Below are 21,634 nucleotides of genomic sequence, written 5' to 3'. Positions count from 1 at the left end.
CTGGTGAGTACAAGGCAGTTAAAATGAGTAACCAGAGAATTCCTGACAGAAATAAGAGCCCCTACGGCTGGTGGGTCGCAACAATTATAGAGAGATTTCAATTTGATGATGAGGAACTCGACAATATGCGTCGGCGCTGCCGGGCATTCTCAAATGTTGTGATACTAAAAGCTGATGACAGAGAGCAAGCTTACCAGAAGGCCATTCAGTTCGGGAAGTCCGGCACCGAGGACAAAAGTGACTGGACAAATAATAAAGGACGTAGAGGTCGATGGATTTTTGAGGGATTAAGCAGTCTTATTCCCATCTATGATGAACTTGATCCTGATGGCACTGAAATCCTATTTGACGATGATAATGGGATTACAGTTGGCAGAGTTAAATCTTGGGTTCGAAGAAAGGAAGAGCTTGAGGTATTTGATGACACCGAATGAGAATTTCAAGTACTTTATCAGCCCCTTTAAAGCTTAGATCTCCCCCCTTTTCTCTCGATAACTATAGAATATACCAAGCAATCCTAGCTGTGCGGTATGTAATATCCAATAGCCCTAGGAGTAATTAATGCAAACAAATCGACTCCTCTATTGATAGATAAAGTCGTTCTTAATCTATACAGATTTCTATTGAAATATCTCTACTATGCTTAGTCCGAAACTCTCGTGGAGATTGTCCAGTCCATTTTTTAAAGCTTCTGGAAAAACTACTGGTATCACCGAATCCCAGTTTGTAGGCGATTGACGTGATCGGGGTATCGTTTTGCTTAAGGTACTGCACAGCCTGATACTGGCGTATTTCATCTAGCACAGTCTGATAACTGGAACCTCTTTCTTTTAGTTTTCTATGCAAACCGCGACAACTAATACCAAGCTCCTTGGCCACGACCTCTTGTGAAAAATTACCTGAAGCCATCAGATCAACAAGCACCCTACTGGTCATGCTAACTATGTCATTCTTCTGCAAACGCTCCAAATAACCAATTAGGGCTTGCTCGTTAACTCTGACCAGCTCATCGTTTCCCGAAGAGAGCTTTCGATCAACAAACTCTTGTTTAAACCTAATCTCACAAATGTCTGATGAAAAGTTAATTGGGCACTTATACATCAATTGATGCCGCTCAAGGGTAGCAGGTCTAGGCCTCTCCAGATTAATTGAAATCAAATGATGATGCACATCGGGGCATATCTTTCTTATGGACTTTATTAGCAAGGCCATAAAAGCATCTATAGCATGAATACTTGGATCATATGAAAAATTATCAGCTTTTTCCCAAGAGACTACTACTTGTTTCTGTTCATCATGAACATTGATTCGCATAGCGGTGGTAACCACTTCTGAGAATCGAGCAGACCTCAGTAAGCTCTCCCTGATGGAGCTACTGGCCAAGTGGGCATAGCTTAGAGCATGAAGGTTTGTATGATTAACATACTTAGTGACTTGCAGGCCGATACAATCATCATCTGATATAGATTCAGCGAGCCCCCATAGTTTTTTCATATTCTCTAAAGGAATTCTCTGGTTTGCATCCACTATGCATTTAGGGTCAATTTCTGCACGCTGCAAAATTTCTTGGGTGGAACAGAATGGTTTTAGGGCCTCAATAATAGGTAATACCCAAGTTGCAATGGTCGTGTGTCCATACTCAGCCATCTACAAATGTGTCCTAATTGGTCAAGAGATTGGCTTTATTTGCAAAGAAACCTAAAAGCCAAATGATTAGCATCTAATCAATCACATCCTTATTTACCAAGATTATCCTAACGATCCTGACATGTTAAGAGGATCTAGTCGCCTAAAAGATAGCCAGCCGACGCTGGTAATTGGAAATATGAAAAATCCCATAAAAAGAATAGCACGTCTGGTAGGGGTTACATTATCCATCACTCACCTAAGTGTTGCTGCTAGTGAGCCCACTCAGGTTTTCTGGGGAGATATGCACCTTCATACCTCCTATTCGTTCGATGCCTTCTTAAGCCAAAATTATTCGGCAACTCCAGACACTGCTTATCGCTGGGCCAAGGGACAGCCGGTTATTCACCCCTACACTCATGCGAAAGTACGTATAGACACCCCCCTGGATTTTCTCGTGGTTTCAGATCACGCTGAAGGGCTGGGTGTTATGAGGGCAGTGGTGAATAAGACAGATGAGCTAGACAGCGATATGTCCTTATACCAGTCGATGATGCGCTGGTTTGCCAAGCAGCATATCCGATATAAAGTATCTATGAATGAAGGTATGGATATTTTCAATGAGTTACTGCCCGCTAAGGCTCTCGACACAGTAGCTCCCGCCGACCCTGTCCAGGACCCGGCTAACAAGTTCCCAGAGCCGGTTCTTGGTGATTTGGATAAAACCCGGACAAGTGCATGGAGCGCAATAGTCGATGCTGCAGAGCGCCATAACAACCCAGGCACCTTTACCAGTTTTATTGGCTGGGAATGGAGCTCAACCCCAACAGGGGCCAACTTACACCGGGTTGTGGTCTCCCCTGATGGGGCGGATAAAGCTAAGCAGTATCTTCCTTTTGGGGCTGATCAGAGCCAGTACCCAGAAGATTTGTGGCACTGGTTAGATGAGACATCTAAACGAACTGGCAGTGAATTCATTGCGATTCCCCACAACTCCAATGTATCCAAAGGTTATATGTTTGCAGAAACCACTCTGCGTGGTGAACCAATTGATACACAGTATGCGCGTACACGCATGCGCTGGGAGCCTCTGGTTGAAATAACACAAATTAAGGGGGACTCAGAAACCCATTCAACGCTTTCCCCGGACGATCCTTTTGCCGACTTTGAGAATTATCCATTCTACCTACAAGCTGACCCAGAGTCGTACCGTGTTGCCAAAGGTGACTTCGTCCGATCGGCCTTGCGCTCTGGGCTGGAAATACAGAAAAAAATTGGTGTAAACCCTTATAAGCTGGGGTTCATAGGGTCCACAGATTCACACACGGGTATGTCAACTGCGGAGGAGAACAACTTTTGGGGCAAGTTTGCCCACGACTCAGTACCAAGCAGCAAGCGAACTAACACTGTCATTGGCGGAACCAAGGCTACAGGTTGGAATATGTCTGCTTCTGGACTCGCCGCCGCTTGGGCAGAAGAAAATACCAGAGAAAGCCTTTTCGCTGCATTTAAACGTCGTGAGGTATACGCCACTACAGGCCCTCGAATTCAGGTGCGCGTCTTTGCAGGCTGGAATTTTCCGAAACACGCTATCGATGCTGAAAATATTGCTGAACTAGGTTATTCCCATGGAGTACCTATGGGGGGTGATTTAGTGAAACCACAAGGAACTGACCAACCAATTCAGCTACTTATACGCGCGACAAAAGATCCTAAAGGAGCAAATCTGGATCGAGTTCAGGTGGTAAAATCTTGGCTGGATGCAGCGGGAAAAAGTCATGAGAAAGTAATTAATGTTGCTTGGTCTGGGGAGCGCACTCTTAATAACCAAGGCCAGTTAAAGCCAGTGGGTGATACCGTGAGTCGAGAAACGGGGCAATACACTAACAACATTGGTTCTATTGAGTTATCGACCTTGTGGCAGGATCCAAGCTTTAATGTGAACGAAAGAGCATTTTACTATGTTCGGGTATTACAAATCCCTACTCCTCGCCATTCACTTTACGATGCAGTGGCCGTAAAAGAAATTAACAACGGAAATATTCAGATACCCGCTGAAGGACCCGCTGTTATCCAGGAGCGCGCTTATACATCCCCAATTTGGTATACCCCCTGATACCGATAGGATACCTCGACGCTACAGCAAGCAAATAGCATATCTAAAAAAGTAGCTTGCATACTGATATCAATACTCTCTGCAGGTTTCAATGGAGGAAGCTTCATGCAGCGGAAATTAGAGATTCTGAAAAGGGAGCCTTTGGTACACTTTTCTATTATCGCTTTATTGCTGTTCGTTTTCGCAGAGTTGTTAATAGAGGAAAATGGAACCAACTATGAAGATACCTTGCTTATCAGCGAGGACATACTAATTGAGCACCTCCAATTCCAGAAAAAAACATTTAACCAGAGTTTTGTACGACGTTATTGGAAGGGCTTGACCCAGCCAGAAAAGTCCAACCTGATTAATGATTACATTAAAGAAGAAGTACTTTACCGTGAAGCCCTTAATCTAGGCCTGCAGAAGCATGATCAGATTATACGACGACGCCTTATTCAAAAGCTGGACTATGTAAATGGAGGCTTTTCCAGTAACACTGATATTAGTGAAGAAGACCTGGAAAACTACTTCCAGCTTCATCGCGAAAAATATCGAATTGAAGCATCTATTACCTTTAGTCATGTTTTCTTTGATTTTAGGCGACACTCTACAGAAAAGTTAGAGGAGACTGTCAAACAGAACTTGAACCACTTAATAAAGCAGTCAGTTCCATTCGAGGAGTCTGCCCTCTACGGAGATAGATTTATCTTTCATCGGAATTATGTAGATCGCACTCCCCGTCTAGTGGCCAGCCACTTCGGAGATGATTTCGCAGAAAGTATCTTTCAACTACCATTGAACACCTGGTCCGGTCCATTTGAATCTCCATATGGTCTACATCTAATTTTGGTTAGTGAAAACAAAACAAGCCGTCTACCCAGCTTTAGAGAAGCCTCCCCCTTAGTCCTTGAAGATTATCGACGAAATAAAATGGAGGAAAACAAACAACTCAGGATACAAGAGCTGTTGGCAGGCTACAGAATAGAGAGGGATGCCTCGATACCATATGTACCTGTGGATATCACCTATGCCAACTAAAAATCCCTACAAGATCATCAAAGCCATTCTATTCTTATTGTTACTTACAACAACTAGCAATTTTAGTTTCGCTCATGACGGAAGACCGATATACATTGAGTTAAAAGAAATCACGGAAAGCAGATATATCCTTCGATGGAAAATCCCCCCTATCATGCAGCCAGGCACTGAACCTGAGATACACTTAAAGGGCGAACTCTGCCAAATACAACCAGAGATAACAGGGCCTGCCGGACCCAACGTGAAGAGTTACCTATGCAGGAACCCCCACCCAAACAATTTGACAAGACCATATAATCCCTTAACAATAAAAATCACATACCCCATTGCCAATCCAGCCTTATCGAGCTTAATTCATTTTGAAAAATCAGACGGTGACACCATTAATCTCTTTAATGGCCCCAAGGTCTTAGAGATAAATCTACCTTCCCGCCTAACTATTTGGGATAGTGTCACACAATATATTGAAGCAGGTTTCTTACATATATTAGAGGGCTATGATCACTTACTATTCGTATTATGTTTAGTCTTTATCGCCAGAAAATTTAGAGGCATTTTAATAGCGATTAGCGGATTTACAGTAGGCCACTCTCTCACTCTAGGGCTCGCAAGTTTAGACTTATTCACCATAAGAGTAGATGTTGTTGAAGTGTTGATCCCATTGAGTATTATGCTATTAGCCGCAGAAATTGTATACGCGCATAATGGACAGAGTAAAACGAGTTTAACCCGACGCTATCCTGCGATTGTTGCCAGTGGCTTTGGGTTACTTCACGGATTTGGTTTTGCCAGTGCGCTAGCGGAATTAGGCCTTCCTCACAGCAATAAAATCACCGCATTATTTAGCTTTAATATAGGTGTAGAACTGGGGCAGATATTATTTGTCTTGGTTTTGATTTTCTTATCATCTACAGTTCAGTGGATATTCTCGAACTGGAAGATCTCAATTTTGTATCAACACATTCTAACACAATCAAAATACGCTATTTATCCAGTTGGAGTAGTCAGTGGGTATTGGGCAGTTGAAAGGACCGTTGGGCTAATTTCCTAAACAAACAAAGCTTGAATCACAAAAGCTGCTTCAAGACTTACAATCTGCTATCCTCACGCAATCACACAGATCACGGCCTGCAGTAGAGGCCAGATACAAGTATGAATTGACCGCCACTCAATAGAAATTTGTCTAGCTTTGTTAGCCCACACCAAAGTCAGATACAGGCCTTTGTAGAGTTGGAGCAGTTTTCATGACCAAATCTATCACCACTGAAAATATAGATGTTAAATTTTAGAACAGCACTTATAGAAGACCTTCCTGATTTACTTAAGCTGGAACAGTGTCTTATCGAAGCCGAAAGGCCATACAATTCATCCATTAAAGCTGAATCAGCATTCTATTATGATATGGAGAAGTTGATACTATCTGATGACTCATATCTTCTGGTAGTTGAAATCGAAGGTGAGGTTATTGGAACGGGATATGCCCAGATTCGAAGCTCAAAAATATCTCTTGATCATGAGCGGCATGCTTATCTGGGATTTATGTATGTATCACCAGCGCACCGAGGAAAGGGCATTAACTCAAAGCTAATAGAAAAATTAATTGCATGGGGTAAACAGAATGGTGTTCAAGATTTCTATCTTGATGTTTACTCTCAAAATAGCTCAGCGATAAAAGCCTATGAAAAAGTTGGCTTCCAACCATCACTTATGGAAATGAAGTTAAATCTTAAATAGAAAGTTCACAGCCTATAAACCCAGGTGATGTCGATGCCCTTGGCTCACCTGATTTACACCAGGCGATTTCAAAGAGTGTTATTAAAGAAGCCTTAGCCAATATACTTCGATCTAAATACCTGCCTGCAAGATTTATAATCAACTTGAAATGGCGGGGTAATTCCCCATCTTAGTAGCGGCTTAATCAGGCTCAGAATCAGATTCCACTTTAGAAAGAGTCAAGAGCAACAGCAAATCAAGCTGTCAAATTATCTATTCCATTATATTTTATGGCGTAAATTTGTCTTCACTAATTACACGCTTTATCACCCATAAATTATCCCGCCAAAATTTCGCCATTCATCACACTTTTAGTGAGAAAGAACGCATAGTTACCACACTCATAAACGGTTGTGCGCCATAACTTTAGTATTAGAAATACGCACAACCAAAATAATGACATCTATCTAAAAATAAGCCGGAGTCCAAGTTCGCCAGCATAAATGATTTATTGCAGGCGTATTTTTTATAGGTCTACTGCGCTTGTCCGACAGATAACAAAAATGGATTTTGTTCGGGAGATTATGACCATGCGTCTACCTTCGCTTATTGCGATACTATTTTCATTGGTGCTTTTAAGTGCCTGCGGTTCTGATGGAGGCCGGGGCGATGCCGCAGATGACTTGCTCCCGCCCCCTGGCGTCACAGACTCAGATGGTGACGGTATCGATGATGATAATGACAATTGTCCGAGTGTTAGTAATTCAGACCAGGATGATTTAGATGGCGACGGCAGCGGTGATGCCTGTGATACTGATGACGATGGCGACTCCCACCCCGACACTTCAGACAACTGCCCACAAACCCCGAATTCGGACCAAGCCGACAGTGATAGCGACGGCATAGGCAATGCCTGTGACAGCGACCTGGATGGTGACAACGTCCCCAACGATTCTGACAACTGCCCTGCTGATTCAAATAGTGAACAGGGAGATATCGATGGCGACGGCGTCGGGGATGTGTGCGACAACGACCGCGACGGGGACAACTACACCGACAGCTTGGATAACTGTCCGGACGTAGCCAACCCAGACCAATCAGATCAGGACAATGACGGCATCGGCGACGCCTGTGACGAAGATAGCGATACTGACAATGACGGCCACGACGACGGCCAGGATAACTGCCCAGCCGTATCCAACCCAGACCAAGCCGACCTTGACGGAGACGGCATTGGCGATGCCTGTGACAGCGATGACGACGGTGATGGCGTAGACGATCAAGACGACAACTGCCCAACCGCAGCCAACTCCTCACAGACCGACCAGGATGGCGATGGTATAGGTGATGCCTGTGATGACGATGCGGACAGTGACGGCATCGATAACGAAGATGACAACTGCCCATCCACCCACAACCCGAGTCAAGACGATAACGACGGAGATGGCATTGGCGACGCCTGTGACAGCGACGACGACAATGACTCTGTCGATGATGAGGCCGACAACTGCCCCAGCCATAGCAATACCGACCAAAGTGATATTGACGAAGACGGTGTCGGCGATGCCTGTGATAGCGACCAGGATGGTGATGGTATTGATAACGACGATGACAACTGCCCTGCTACCGCCAATTCAGACCAAAGCGATATCGATGGTGATGGGCAAGGCGATAGCTGTGACAGCGACGATGACGGCGACGGTATAGACGATGGAAATGACAACTGCTCGGCCGTTGCCAACGATGATCAAACCGATACCGACGGCGACGGCACCGGCGATGCCTGCGACAGCGATCGCGATGATGACGGCGTTGATAATGAAAATGACAATTGCCCGCTGGTACCCAACGCAGATCAAACAGATACAGATGGTGACGGTTACGGAGATGCCTGCGATGACAACACCGATGTCGACGGTGATCAGGTACCTGACAGCGTCGACAACTGTGTACTCATCCCCAACACGGATCAAATTGATCAGGACGGCGATGGTGTCGGGGATGCCTGCGACGAAGACCTGGATGGAGACGGCACCGATAACGATGCCGACAATTGCCCATCAATACCCAACTCAGACCAACTCGATACTGACGGGGATGGCAGCGGCGATATCTGTGATAGCGACGACGACAACGACGGTGTCGATGACATAGCCGATAACTGCCCCACAGCATCCAATAGTGAGCAAACAGATACCGACGGGGATTCAGTCGGTGACGCCTGCGATCCAGACCTCGATGGAGACGGCATCTTTAATGACGACGATAACTGCCCCTACGTCAGCAATACACTACAGGAAGACAGTGATAACGACGGAATTGGCGATGCCTGTGACGGCGACAACGATAACGACGGAGTAGATAACGCTAACGATAACTGCCCGGATACTGCCAACAGCGATCAGTCGGATATCGATCAGGATGGCGTTGGCGATGTCTGTGACAGCGACCGGGATGGTGACAGTGTCCCGGACACTTCCGACAACTGCCCGGCTATTCCAAATGATGATCAAGCCGATCAGGACGGTGACGGAATCGGTGATGTTTGTGACGATGACAGTGATACCGACAATGATGGCCACGATGACGGTGAAGACAATTGCCCAGCCATTCCCAACCCGAATCAAACGGACACGGATGGCGACGGTGTCGGCGATGAGTGTGATAGCGATGCCGATGGCGATGGCACGGACAACACCGATGACAACTGTCCACTAACGCCAAACGACCAAACTGATACTGACGGTGACGGTATTGGGGATGCCTGTGACGAAGACCTGGATGGTGACGGCGTTAATGATGACGTCGACAACTGCCCAATGATTCCGAATCCAGGGCAAGAAGACGGCGATAACGACGGTGCCGGAGACGTCTGCGATAACGACCGCGACGATGACGGCCTTGATGATACCGTCGACAACTGCCCGGCGATTCCAAATCCAAACCAAACCGATACCGATGGTGATGGAGAGGGAGATGCATGCGATGCAGACATGGATGGCGACGGGGTAGAAAACGATCTCGATAATTGCCCCCAGACTCACAATCCCGGGCAGGAGGATTCTGATAACGATGGTATCGGCGATGCCTGCGACCTCGAATCAGGACTATCCTGTGCAGCGTTTGAAGACCTGGAGATCGTTAACGGTGTAGATGCAGACCTGACTTACGGAATTGAGCAGCCCTGCGATGGATGTTCTATTACTGCAGTAGAAAGGGTATTTAACGGCGTCCTATCGGATGCAGCCAGAATGGAAGTTGTCAGTGGTGCAGGCGGCTCTACCCATATTCAAATCAACCACCACTCGGTTAAAGAGGGGCGCCATGTGGTCGGTTTCCTGGTAGAGCACACCACACCACTGCTGGATATCATCTACCTCAACACCATCACAATCAGTACATACTTGGATGGAGTAGCTACTGGGGAGTCCACCAGCGGGTATCGTCTGGCCCCCTTCAAAGTCAACGGTGCGCGCAATCACCGCTTGCTATTAGTCACCACTAATAGCGACTTTGATCAGGTCAGGCTATCTTTAAGCGGCTTGAGCTTTATAAACAACCAACTGGATGTTTACCTGGCCTGCTCAAAAGCTGTGGGCCAGCCATAACTAAAAGAAGAAATAAAAAGTCCCGGTACGCCGGGGCTTTTTATTTACAATTAAATTGAAAGGAATAAAGCGCATAAAGAAAACCAATTCCAACCTTTAAAACAATAAAGAACGCAAGCTAAAGAACTTATTCCCCCCCCACCTATTCCCCATACACCAAAAATTACAAAATCAAAAATCCTAAAAAATAAAACTTTTTTAAATATTCAAGGTAGGTCTGGTCAAATTGACAGCGGAGCGCCTTATAGTTACTGACCAGCAAGTTAACTATATATTGGCCGGCTTATTTTTTAGGCATAATTGACAATTAAACTTATAGGCACTCGAACGCCTCTCAGAAACCATTCCAGCTGCAATAAGACTTTAGAAAAATATGGGCTTGCCATTATCAACAACATGCAGATGTATCTGTACATTCGGAGGTGAAGTACTTGACGAGGAACTCCATGGTTTTTTTAATGATTAGCCAACGTCATCAAGTGACTTACCCGTCATTTCTATCCGGTACTTCCAGGTTATCACTGCGCCAATCAAGGAAGTCACCGCTAGTGCACTAAGCAACATACTTGCGCCAATGTCACTAAGTAAAATTGGAAAAAAAAATGCGATTGCGACACCCCCGAACTTTGAGATGGATGCGGCCAATCCCGCACCAGCACCACGATAGCGGGTTGGGAATACCTCCCCAGCGATTAGATAAGTCTGAGAATTTGGCCCCAGATTATTCATCAAGTTGAACAACATAAACCCCCCGAAAATGAATGGTAACTGCTGGCTAGTATTTAAAGATTCTCCATAAGCGGCAATAAGAAGGCCGAGTGCACAACCAAGGAAGCCAAGAACTTGCAATCGGATACGCCCCACCCTATCCACAAATATAATTGCTAGAATAACGCCAACTACCAGCATTACATCGATTAGTGCTGCCCCTTTCGCCGCCTCGACTTTGTTATGGATTAATTCCGAAACGGAGCGTGCATGGGGTGACGCATATCCAAACACGTTCGCTAAAATTACTGGCGTGAAGATACCAACGCCATAGGTTCCCAAATCCTGCAAAAACCAGGGAATAGAAGAGAGTTTGATTGCTTTTCGAGAATTCTTATCCTGAAGTAAATGCTTAATACTCGATAGTTCACCTATTTTTTTCTCATTCGTCTCCGCTGTGGCAACATTCTTCAATAAGAATCTGGACGGGTATGGCGGATCTCTTTTCAACAGTTGGCTGATAGATTTCTCCGCCTCAGGCATGCGACCTTTAGCCAGAAGCCACATCGCACTCTCTGGAATATAGAAACGACCAATCGTAATCAAAATCGCTGGAACAATCGCCGCAGCATACATATACCGCCAAGCTTCCAGGGAGGGATACCAAGAGAGAACCAAAAATGCGAGACCTGTACCCACCAAAATTCCAACAGCCTGAAAACTAAAGGCTCCGAGAACTAGCCTGCCCCGCATCCTCGATGCCATACTTTCAGAGATCATCATGTGAGCTGTGGGATAATCACATCCAAGCGCCAATCCCAGACCAAATAATGAAATAACAATCACGAGATAAGAATCTGCGAAGGTCAATATCACCAGGAAAAAGATAAACATGATCATCTCAGCGATGAACATTTTCCGCCGGCCATAATGATCGCTGAGCCCTCCTAGGGTTATCGCTCCAACCAGAATTCCAAACAATGTCGCCGATGTCACAAAGCCCATACTAAAGGCGGTCAAACCAAATTCTTTAGCAATTAAAATGTGGGATACCCCAGTCATGAAGACGATCATTCCCTCAAAAAATTTACCAGCTGTCGCAAGCCACCAAATTCGCCACTGCATTGGCGTAAAAATATTCTGCGGAATCGAGGTTCCATCACACCAAACGGGAGTTTCGTCAATGTAATAGTCAGCCGAATGGTGTTCGCTGAACCGGGCATTTTCAGTCAATGACGGATTTTGAGTGCCATTGGGCTCATTTCTCTCCATAACTACTTCTTTAAATACCCCAGTGAATTATGGCGAACACTAGCATAAAGTGATGACAACTAAGTGATCGAAATATCAGTATTAAGAAAGGTTCGAAAGTATGGTCTGTTACTACATTAGACTAAGGCGGTCGGTGATGCTTTTGTAGGTAAAGACATACCATAAGGCAGCTACTATTATCAGCCCTTGAACTACTACAACTAATTATATAGTGGGCATACTATTATTCAGGTAATTAGTTAACTACGACAAACTACCAACATTAAGGGTTTTGAAACTTTACTAAAATTAAAGGTGGGCACGGTATGGCATCCGCACTGCTCAACTTTTCTTTTACCTTCACTTCCGCAATTTACAGTTTCACAAGGATACATGGAAATACCATCAATGAAATTCGTTCCCATATCAATGACAGTCTCATTTTGTCTTCTCCTGATATTAGCCATGGCGCTAAGACAAAAGAGGTTCTAATCAGAGCTATATATAGCTTTGGATGGCATACTTATTGAGCAAACAACACGCTATTCTCCCACCAATAACAAGAATTCAATTATTCCAAGCAACTTGGGCTAGCTGTATCGAATATGTTACCAAACCAAGTATTACTGGAGAGGCAAGCATCAGGAGTCTCATCTACCAAATCACCTTCACCATTACTACCAGTCACCTGATTTCCAGAAATAATGTAGTTCATTGAGGGTGGATCCACTATATCAAAATCCATCATGATACCGCTATCTGAAGAATTCGATATCACATTCTGCACCACCAATCCATTAACAGTTGGAGGCTCTATAATAATTCCAAAAATAGATCCATCAATGGTATTCTGAATAACCTGACTGAAACTACCCGCAATGACAATCCCTGCTATGGCATCACTATTACCACTTAGAGAGTTCCCTGAAATATGACTGAAATCCCCATTGAGTTGAAAACCAATACTGCCAGGGCCACCTGAAAGAAACATTGAGCCATTAATAGAATTGTTGTCACTCTCCACTATAAAACCCACCCCTGGACTATCAGAAATCAAACCTTGAACTGAATGAAATCCATCGCCTTCTAAAAAGACAGAAATTCCACAAGTGTCTATGGTACCTCCTACTAATACAGCTCCTAAACCTTCAAGAGAGATCCCTACGCTATCACTATCTTCACAAGTAAGTACATAACCGTTCATGTCCAGGCTTCCGGAAGGCCCTTCTATTGTGACCTGTGTTTCAAGGTCACAGGAAATATCCTGACTGAGAATTTCTGCTGTCGTTATCGTATCTCCACACTGAACATCTGCCAGAGAGAAAATTGGCTTTGAAATAAAGATTGTTAATAATGCCAATGATGCACATACCTTCAGGTTCATCTTTTCCTCTAGAATAAATATTTGTCAAAGAGCTTTGATATACGAACAAGAATAACAGCCTATAAGAAATACTTTAAATGGCTCCGAAGACCAACAGAGGAGGATTTTAGTGAAGTGTTAAAGGCCTTCACTCCCTAACAGACTCCTTAAATTGCCAATGTGTACGCTAAAAATTCCTAGCCAAAAGAGTTCTCCGAAAAATTAAGCCAGGTGATGCGCCACTGAGAATCCCCGGGAAGAAAAAAGGCGCATCAGCTGACTAGTTTGATATAGAGCACGCTATTAAACAAAGTTCTTCACAAGCAGAAACCTACCCACCTCTACACATTGAGAGTAAAACTTATTGCAAGCCGAGCACGGTATTATTGTCCCCAAACTGGACGGCGGTGGCCAGATTACTAACCGTTGCCTGACTTAATCTCAACTGATTGGTATCACCATCCTGTATAGCCACTGCGGTATTAAAACTCTGTAGCTGTACTATCAAGGAATCATTAAGCAAACCACTTAACTGTAACGTTTCTCCAAAATTAAACTCATTGCTTTGCACAGTTTCCGCAGTATTAATCCCACCGCGCTGTTCAGTTAGCGCAGTATTAAAAGCACCAATCTGCTCATGTATCACCTCAAGGCTGGTACCCCTCTGCAGGATATAGCTGTCATGACCAAGATTCTCCTGAGTAGAATCAATAGAATTAGTATTCCCACTTTGAAGGGCAAACGAACTAGATCCCGAAGCAGAGTTTTGTGTAATCTCCAAACTCATAGAGTCACCTAACTGAATCCCTACAGCAGAATTATCTATTGCCGACCTTTGATTCATCTGGAAAGTTAAGCTATCTCCAACTTGAAGCACGAACACCTCATTCTCGGAACTATTTTGAACACCGCCCTGATTGACGGTGCCTCCGTTATCAACACCTAGCTGAGTAACCGTCGCTGAATTCCCAACTCCATTATTCTGCCCTATACTGACATCGTTACTTATCCCACCCTGAAAAACAAAAGTAGAGCTATCGTCGACATCACCCTGAACTGAAGTTACCGTATTCCCCTCTCCAAACTGATACTGTACAGCTATTGAGTCAATTGCTGCCTCCAGCTGTTCCGCACTAGCGGATTGATTACTGCCCACCTGTCGCTGGATAATAGTACTGTTTTCAGCAAAAGGACCTTGAGTTGCAGAAGCCCCATTATTAACACCAATTTGTAGTTGAATAATGGTACTTCCATTTACACCAGGACCACTCTGATCACCCTGTGCCGTATTACCTTGCCCGATTTGAATGAGCTGGTACGTATTATCAGCAGCTATCCCTGCTGCACTGTAAGTCGAAAACAGAACACAGGCCGCAAGAGAACTGTACTTCATGAGTGGTTACTCCCTTTCATCTGACAATATTGATTACTGAAGTCCTAAAACTGTGTTGTTGTCACCAAACTGGGAGGAATTAGCCAAATTCCCCACTGTAGCCTGACTCAAACGGGTAGAGTTCGTATCCCCAGCCTGTGTTGCAATAGCTGTATTGAATGCCTCCAGCTGCAAAACAAAAGCATTGTTACGAAATCCACTCAATTGCAGCATCTCTGATGTACTAAAATCTCCACTTTGAGCCAATTCAGCAAAATTTAAAGCTCCAAACTGCTGGACTAACCCAGCACTAAAATTACCTATTTGATCCTGCATGGCGTCCAGACCAATACCGTCCTGAACTCCAACACTTAAATTACCTATATTCTCTTGCCTAACTGCATAAGAGTTTGCGGTATTTTTTTGACTCACAAGTGAGGACGAACTCGCAGCTGTACTCTGAGCTACAAAAGAACGCAATTCATTACCCGACTGCACAACAAGAACACTATTGGCCACCCCTAAATTCTGATCAACATTCGAATCATTTCTAGACCCAAACTGAAAATTAACTACAGAATTCTCAAAACCAATATTTTGTGATACTCCACTTCTATTGGAATCGCCAATTATCGTTACTCTTATAGAGTCACTGACACTGCTATCCTGTGTTAAACTTGAGTTATTGCCGTCACCAATTAAAATTGCGCTAATATCTCCAGCTACCACGCCGGCTTGAGACGAGCCAACATCGTTATTGGTACCAACTTGTGTAATAGCAATACCCGATTGTGCAGTACCCGTTTGACCGATATTTTCGGCACTATTGTTGTTCCCAATCTGTATAATGGTAATGGTGGACGATATAGCTGCGCTCTGGTTAGATTCGGTAGAGTTACTGGCACCCAGCTGTAACTGATAAATCTCACTAGACTCGGTAAACAACTGCTGCTCACCTGTCACCTCATTGTCATTACCAATCTGTATCTGGCTAATCTGGCTATTACTAACCGTTAAATCACCTTGCTCACCCGTTGCCATATTTCCCGATCCGACCTGTATCAGGTTATAGGTGTTTTCAGCAGCCACTGAAACCGTATTGGCCACAACAGCCAGAATTCCTGCTAAAACAGGTTTCAATACAGTCATCATAATTCCCTTAAAAGATCAAACTCAGCTTAAAACCCTGACTCCAGACAACGTCCACAAGAAATGGAAGAGATAGATTTACTTAAGTTGCTTGAAATCAATAAAGTTATTGAAGTCCCAGAATAGTATTACCATCACCAAACTGTGCAGAGGTAGCAAAATTTCCCACTGTAGCCTGACTGAGACGGGTATAGTTTGTATCACCGGTCTGCGTCACACCGGCAGTATTAAATGCATCCAGCTGCACAACAACTGCATTATTGAGAAGTCCGCTAAACTGTAAGATCTCTGAAGTGCTAAAATCACCACCCTGAGCAAGCTCAGCAAAATTCAGCCCACCAAATTGCTGGATAAACCCCCTACTAAAGTTACCGATCTGATTCTGAATTCCCTCTAAGCTGGTTCCATTTTGGAATCCAATACTAACGTTACCCACATTTTCCTGACGACTTTCAAAAGAATTATTATTATTATTTTGATAGATAAATGAACGAGAACCATAAGCAGAAACCTGAAATGTCTGAGCATTTAGTGCATTTCCCGTTTGCACTGTAACCTCAGCATTACCAGCCCCACCGTTCTGAGTAAGTGATAGAGTATTCATTGACCCAAACTGAAATCCACTTGCCGAACTCACCTGACCAGACTCCTGGGTAATTGTTATATTACTTGAATCACCTAAAGTTATTCCGCTGGCAGAAATATCCACACTGGAATTTTGTATCACATTAGCAGTATTACCATCACCAATGCTCACGATATTTATAATACTTCCTAAAGTGCTATCTTGAACAAGACCGTTGACATTACCATCTCCTATCTGTACGGAATCAATGGTAGATAGTAAGACCCCATTTTGTGAAATACTTGAAATATTACTCGAACCAATCTGTGTAACTGTGATACTGGTTAAAACAGAAGCGCTTTGCTCAACTTCTGCAGTATTACCTTGACCCAACTGAACTACAACTATTTCGCTAGATTCGGTAAATGATTGCTGCTCTCCAGTAGTATCATTGTTATTCCCTATTTGCGTTTGGCTAATTAGACTATTAGTAACACTGGGATCGCTTTGCTCACCCATTGCTGTATTACCCGATCCTACTTGAATGAGGTTATAGGTGTTATCGGCAGCTACTGAGAAACTGCTAACCATCGCCAAAAAGATACCTACCGAGAGAGGCTTAAACGAATTCATCACTAACTCCTTAAAGCAGAAAACAATTAGTCTTGCCACCGCCGATCTTTTGCAGATCCAAAGAACGAGACAGATATGCCCCTTATCACTTCAGCACTCAAACCTATAATTTACTGAGTTAACATACCCACATTACCGTCTCCTACTTGGGTAGTAGACACACTATTATTACCGTTGGCTTGTGTGAGAGTGATCTGATTTGAGTTTCCTAGCTGGGAAGTGGAGCTGGCATTAAAGCTAGCCAGCTGAGTGACCATTACAGAGTTTCCTGATCCCCCTAGTTGCACAATATCTACACTATTAAAGGCACCTGCCTGATCGATTTCAGCAATATTGGTACTGCCATGCTGTTCCGTAGAAACAACACTAAATTCTCCACTTTGAGTAATGTCTACGCTATTTGATTCACCAAATTGCTGAGTGTATGCCTCGTTGTAGACACCGGACTGAGAGTGCCAGGCTCCCAGGTCTTCGCCTTCCTGGCGAATTTCACTGTAGTGCCCGATAGATTGTTGAAGAATATTTGCGCTATTGCCTGTACCATCCTGAGCAACAATTGCAGTAGAGTCAAAGGCAAGAGTATGACTTATATTTAACGTATTGGAACTTCCATATTGATCAGTGGTAATACTATTCCCTATACTTGCAGTTTGTGTCACTGCCGCACTCTGTGCACTACCTTCTTGATGCAAAGAGATAGAGTTTGCTGCTGAGCCAGTCTGCAATACATTCAGAACGTTAGTATCTCCCACCTGAACAATACCAATAAACTCATTCAGTGTATTTGTTTGAGTAAATGAGGCTTCATGATTATTCCCAATCTGCACTATCAAAATAGTACTTAACTCGGCAAACTCCTGCGCAGGTGTCGCTGAGTTATTATCACCAATTTGCTCTACTAGAATGCTTGAAAAAACTGAGCCGGCTTGGGTTGCCTCAATATAATTACTATCACCCACCTGTGATTGCTGAATCAAACTGAAGGAAGTAAATAGGTTCTGGGTTGCATTCACCTCATTATCATCACCCACCTGAACTTGGATAACCGTATCACCAACAGCAGAATTGTCACTTTGATCTGAGTTAGCGGTATTACCCGATCCTACCTGAAGAACATTATAGGTGTGGTCTGCGGCAAGAGCGGCAGTTCCAATCATTGAAAATAAAACAGTTGCTGCAACAGGTCTGTACATGCTCATCTAATACTCCTTAAAGATGACAGGTCCAGCTCGAAAGCTTTTACGACGATTTTTTCAAGAGCGCAGCATCATTGAGTAGAACAAATATTGAGGTCGTGGCGCATAGCATGGGCCACTTAGGGGCGGGCGGTGACAGTTGAATGACTAGTTTCATAAGTCAAACTCATACTACTTCGCATACAAACAACAATATTGCGATACTTCTTGAGTGATAAAACGATGCTGAATTCAGTATTGATAAGAAACAAAGGTTTTTCTATGAGAGATTAGTTGTATGCTAGTGGGAAGAAAGTATCCTGTTTACACAGGCGAGCAATCAGAGAGTGAGTATTTCTTACTAATAAATGAAGGAGCAGCCATACAATTCGACTACTCCATAGATTATTATTTAATCTAAACAACTCGGATCAGCCGTATCAAAAATATTTCCATACCATAAATTTGTAGACATACAGGCATCCGGATTTGAATCAACCAAATCACCATCAGGGTTACCCGTTGCTATGTTTCCGGTAATCAAATAATCACTTTGCCCCCCTCCCTCCATTGATATTCCAGTCTGTCCATTATTTGTCACTATATTTTGAACAACCAAGCCACCAGAAGATGGGTCAATAACTATTCCCTCACCATTGTTGTTATCACAAATATTCTGAGCAACAAATGAGTTATCACCGTTAATCAATATCCCGCTAGAGGTTCCTCCTTGGTTATCTATAAGAAAATTTCCAATTACTTGACTGTTAGAACCTTGAATTTCAATCCCTCGATTAAAGAAACCAGTAGCAGTAGAACCATTCACAATATTATTTTCGCTTATTAACCAAATACCGACGTCGATACCATCTTGCACAGTCATCGTTTGAATACTATGAAAGCCATCCCCATCCACAAAAATACCTATTGCACATCCATCCACCACTCCATTTGAAAGAACAGCCGCGCTGCCGAGGACGTCAATACCTCTAGAGGATCCACCGCCACATTCCAAGGTGAATCCATTCATATCTAAACTTCCAGTTGGACCCTCAATCGTTAGCGCCGGCGTACCACTACAATTTAATAGATCTTCAGTGAGAATCTCTGCGCTTGTAATAGTATCTCCACACTCCACCGCAGCCACTGACACAAAGGGAAGAGCCAATATTGCTGACACTAGAAGCTTCACATCCATTAGTTTCATGAGCTAAACCTTTAAGTCTATAAAAACAACAATTAAAAAAAGTTCGCATCCGAAGATTTTACTTTTATCGGAGGCGAAGCATTTTTTAGTCTAGCTACGGTTATTAACTTAACGATAAGAATATTTTCTCATACCTTAAAGTTTGAAATTAAAACAAATTGGCACTGAATAATACTTTCGGTCTAGGGCCTAATAAAACCCAAGCACATCAAACGACGTAATGCCTCTATTTAAATTAGCGCCTTCTATTTAGCAAGTAGCGATGTAAAGCCTATTAGCTTTTAAACGCTCTCTGTCTACTCAGGATCAAAATCTAATAAAAAAGTAATGGGCAGGCTATTCAACTTATTCATAGGCGCATAAGCACAAGAATTGGAGTCAGCCTGTTTAGCAATACCTATAGAGGCATCAGGCATGAACTAAAGGTAAAATAATCATTCCAATAGTACCCATATATCATCAAAAAAGGGGCTCTGAATAGAGCCCCTTTTAATTATCCTGATGCCTGTGGATGGGTATCAGGTAAAGGATTTTGAATACTGCTCTCTACTGCGGGTTTCTCCACAAGTTCAGACCATACACTGTCCGCTTCGATTTTTGCCCGCCGCTTGCGAAGATGAATCAAGAGTAAAACAAATGATGCACCTATCAGTAGCGCAACAACGTCAACCGCCCATACCTGGGTGGCAGCTCCCAGCAACTCGCCATTTATAAGTGAGCTAATTGGTATCAGGAAGATAGCGGCGGCACAGAAGACAAGGAGCTGCCGAGCAGCTGCCATGGGACGACGAACAAATACCCATGCCAGCGCAAATAAAAAGCCTGTGTAATAAGCAGCTTTCTGCCAAAACTCAATATCCACCTGCGCATGGGGCAGCCATTTAACTGCCAGCATACTAGCGGCGACCCCCAAGATAGTGCCCAGCCCAACCCCCACTGTGAGCTTTGCCATTACCACTGATGAGGTTGTTTGTACCGGCAGCGCCCCCTGCCCCCTGCGTTTTTTGCGCCGGCTTTCAATCCACAGCAGATTGCCGGTGAAGAAGATCAGTGCTCCCATAATGCCGAGAATGAAGTAGACCCAGCGCACGGCATTTCCACCAAAACTGCCAAAATGCAGGGAAAAAATGCTTAATACCGTGCCACTATAGCCATTGAAATTATTGGGCAGAATGCTGCTATAGGGAACTTCGCTCAAGTAAGGGTTGCCTAGCACATAAGCATACTCAGCACCTCGCACCACCTCACCATGCATGATTCCACCTACACGCATACGTGGAGCGCGGGTATCCAGATTCAAATAGAGAATTTCCGCCATCTGGAATTTGGGCTCCCCCTCCTGAATCGCAGCTTCCAACTCTGTGACAGGCACCAACTCAGAGAAGCTCTTCACCTCTGCTGGCGCCGGGCGAGTGAACATGGGGGAATCACCGTAGACCGCCACGCGCAGGGCACCATAAAGCGGATCATGGAAGGCAAATACAAAGGCGGTAAAAGCAATAATCAGGTGAAACGGCAGAGAGGTGATACCCAGTACATTGTGAAAATCCAGCCAGTAGCGCTTGCGGTTCTTACCCTTTCTGAGTACCAATAAGTCCTTGAACCAAGTGGGCAGGAAAACAATCAGCCCTGAAATCAATGCAACAAAATACAACGCCGCCACAACACCCAATACATAAGTACCAAAAGCATCGTGGCCCTCACCACCGGGAATACCGGCGGTGCGATGTAAATGGTCGACAAATTCGCCAATGGCAGAAACCGTAAAACTTTGAGTGATCAGCTGCCTTTTTTCATCGAAGCTGGCATACCAGAGAGTATGGTCATGGGTTTCTTCATCCTCTATTTCCCAACTCACCGGTGCCGCCTGCAGACCCGCCAGTGGCAATTGGACGGTCATCTGTTTTGCCGCTTCCGGGTGTGCCTGCAGAACTTCGGAAATAAGGCTGTCATACTGATCGATAGAAATACTTGGCAGGGTGGTCTCAGGCTGCAGAGCCCATTGATTGAGGGGCCCTTTAAACATGGTCAGAGCGCCAGCGACAAAAGCGATATACAGAAACAAGCCCGCAAGAATACCGGTCCAGGTATGCACGCTTTTATAAGTTTTAATCAATTCAACGCGCAT

General features: G+C 44.2%; 15 protein-coding genes. 6 read left to right on the top strand and 9 right to left on the bottom strand.

Going from position 1 to position 21,634, the window contains the following annotated elements:
• Positions 1–23: 23 nt before the first annotated feature.
• Positions 24–434, top strand: a complete 411-nt coding sequence (locus ACJJII_RS12700) for a DUF4288 domain-containing protein (protein ID WP_444916440.1) — start codon at positions 24–26, stop codon at positions 432–434.
• Between the two features lie 169 nt (positions 435–603).
• Here the strand turns inward: ACJJII_RS12700 and ACJJII_RS12695 are convergent, their stop codons facing one another.
• Positions 604–1,647 (bottom strand): AraC family transcriptional regulator, encoded by a 1,044-nt coding sequence (locus ACJJII_RS12695; protein ID WP_444916439.1) that lies wholly within the window; start codon positions 1,645–1,647, stop codon positions 604–606.
• Positions 1,648–1,825: 178 nt separating this feature from the next.
• On the opposite strand from ACJJII_RS12695, the gene ACJJII_RS12690 reads away from it, so the two are divergent.
• The 5 genes from ACJJII_RS12690 to ACJJII_RS12670 all read left to right on the top strand — a co-directional run bounded on the left by ACJJII_RS12690 (position 1,826) and on the right by ACJJII_RS12670 (position 10,083).
• Complete coding sequence (locus ACJJII_RS12690; protein WP_444916438.1) at positions 1,826–3,742, top strand: DUF3604 domain-containing protein; 1,917 nt, start codon at positions 1,826–1,828, stop codon at positions 3,740–3,742.
• 105 nt (positions 3,743–3,847) lie between these two features.
• A complete protein-coding gene (locus ACJJII_RS12685; protein WP_444916437.1) occupies positions 3,848–4,762 on the top strand; it encodes a peptidylprolyl isomerase in 915 nt (304 codons plus the stop codon).
• Positions 4,752–5,813 carry a HupE/UreJ family protein gene (locus tag ACJJII_RS12680; protein WP_444916436.1) on the top strand — a complete coding sequence of 354 codons (1,062 nt, stop codon included), beginning with the start codon at positions 4,752–4,754 and terminating at the stop codon, positions 5,811–5,813. Before ACJJII_RS12685 ends, ACJJII_RS12680 begins: the two co-directional genes overlap by 11 nt.
• Positions 5,814–6,037: 224 nt before the next feature.
• Positions 6,038–6,496 carry a GNAT family N-acetyltransferase gene (locus ACJJII_RS12675; protein ID WP_444916435.1) on the top strand — a complete coding sequence of 153 codons (459 nt, stop codon included), beginning with the start codon at positions 6,038–6,040 and terminating at the stop codon, positions 6,494–6,496.
• Positions 6,497–7,065: 569 nt separating this feature from the next.
• On the top strand, positions 7,066–10,083 hold the full coding sequence (locus ACJJII_RS12670; protein ID WP_444916434.1) for a thrombospondin type 3 repeat-containing protein: 3,018 nt from the start codon (positions 7,066–7,068) through the stop codon (positions 10,081–10,083).
• A gap of 462 nt (positions 10,084–10,545) precedes the next feature.
• Here the strand turns inward: ACJJII_RS12670 and ACJJII_RS12665 are convergent, their stop codons facing one another.
• The 8 genes from ACJJII_RS12665 to ACJJII_RS12630 all read right to left on the bottom strand — a co-directional run bounded on the left by ACJJII_RS12665 (position 10,546) and on the right by ACJJII_RS12630 (position 21,634).
• On the bottom strand, positions 10,546–12,063 hold the full coding sequence (locus ACJJII_RS12665; RefSeq protein WP_444916433.1) for an MFS transporter: 1,518 nt from the start codon (positions 12,061–12,063) through the stop codon (positions 10,546–10,548).
• A 550-nt stretch (positions 12,064–12,613) separates the two neighbouring features.
• A complete protein-coding gene (locus ACJJII_RS12660; protein WP_444916432.1) occupies positions 12,614–13,426 on the bottom strand; it encodes a right-handed parallel beta-helix repeat-containing protein in 813 nt (270 codons plus the stop codon).
• 340 nt (positions 13,427–13,766) lie between these two features.
• Positions 13,767–14,798 carry a hypothetical protein gene (locus tag ACJJII_RS12655; RefSeq protein WP_444916431.1) on the bottom strand — a complete coding sequence of 344 codons (1,032 nt, stop codon included), beginning with the start codon at positions 14,796–14,798 and terminating at the stop codon, positions 13,767–13,769.
• 33 nt (positions 14,799–14,831) lie between these two features.
• Positions 14,832–15,926, bottom strand: a complete 1,095-nt coding sequence (locus ACJJII_RS12650) for a hypothetical protein (protein ID WP_444916430.1) — start codon at positions 15,924–15,926, stop codon at positions 14,832–14,834.
• Between the two features lie 106 nt (positions 15,927–16,032).
• Positions 16,033–17,124 (bottom strand): hypothetical protein, encoded by a 1,092-nt coding sequence (locus ACJJII_RS12645; RefSeq protein WP_444916429.1) that lies wholly within the window; start codon positions 17,122–17,124, stop codon positions 16,033–16,035.
• 110 nt (positions 17,125–17,234) lie between these two features.
• Positions 17,235–18,323, bottom strand: coding sequence for a hypothetical protein (locus tag ACJJII_RS12640; protein WP_444916428.1), 1,089 nt, complete (start codon positions 18,321–18,323; stop codon positions 17,235–17,237).
• A gap of 388 nt (positions 18,324–18,711) precedes the next feature.
• Positions 18,712–19,506, bottom strand: a complete 795-nt coding sequence (locus tag ACJJII_RS12635; protein WP_444916427.1) for a right-handed parallel beta-helix repeat-containing protein — start codon at positions 19,504–19,506, stop codon at positions 18,712–18,714.
• 493 nt (positions 19,507–19,999) lie between these two features.
• Positions 20,000–21,634 (bottom strand): PepSY-associated TM helix domain-containing protein, encoded by a 1,635-nt coding sequence (locus ACJJII_RS12630; RefSeq protein ID WP_444916426.1) that lies wholly within the window; start codon positions 21,632–21,634, stop codon positions 20,000–20,002.

The organism is Microbulbifer maximicatervae (SeqCode) (assembly GCF_052467825.1).
This window is presented reverse-complemented; position numbering and strand designations above follow the sequence as displayed.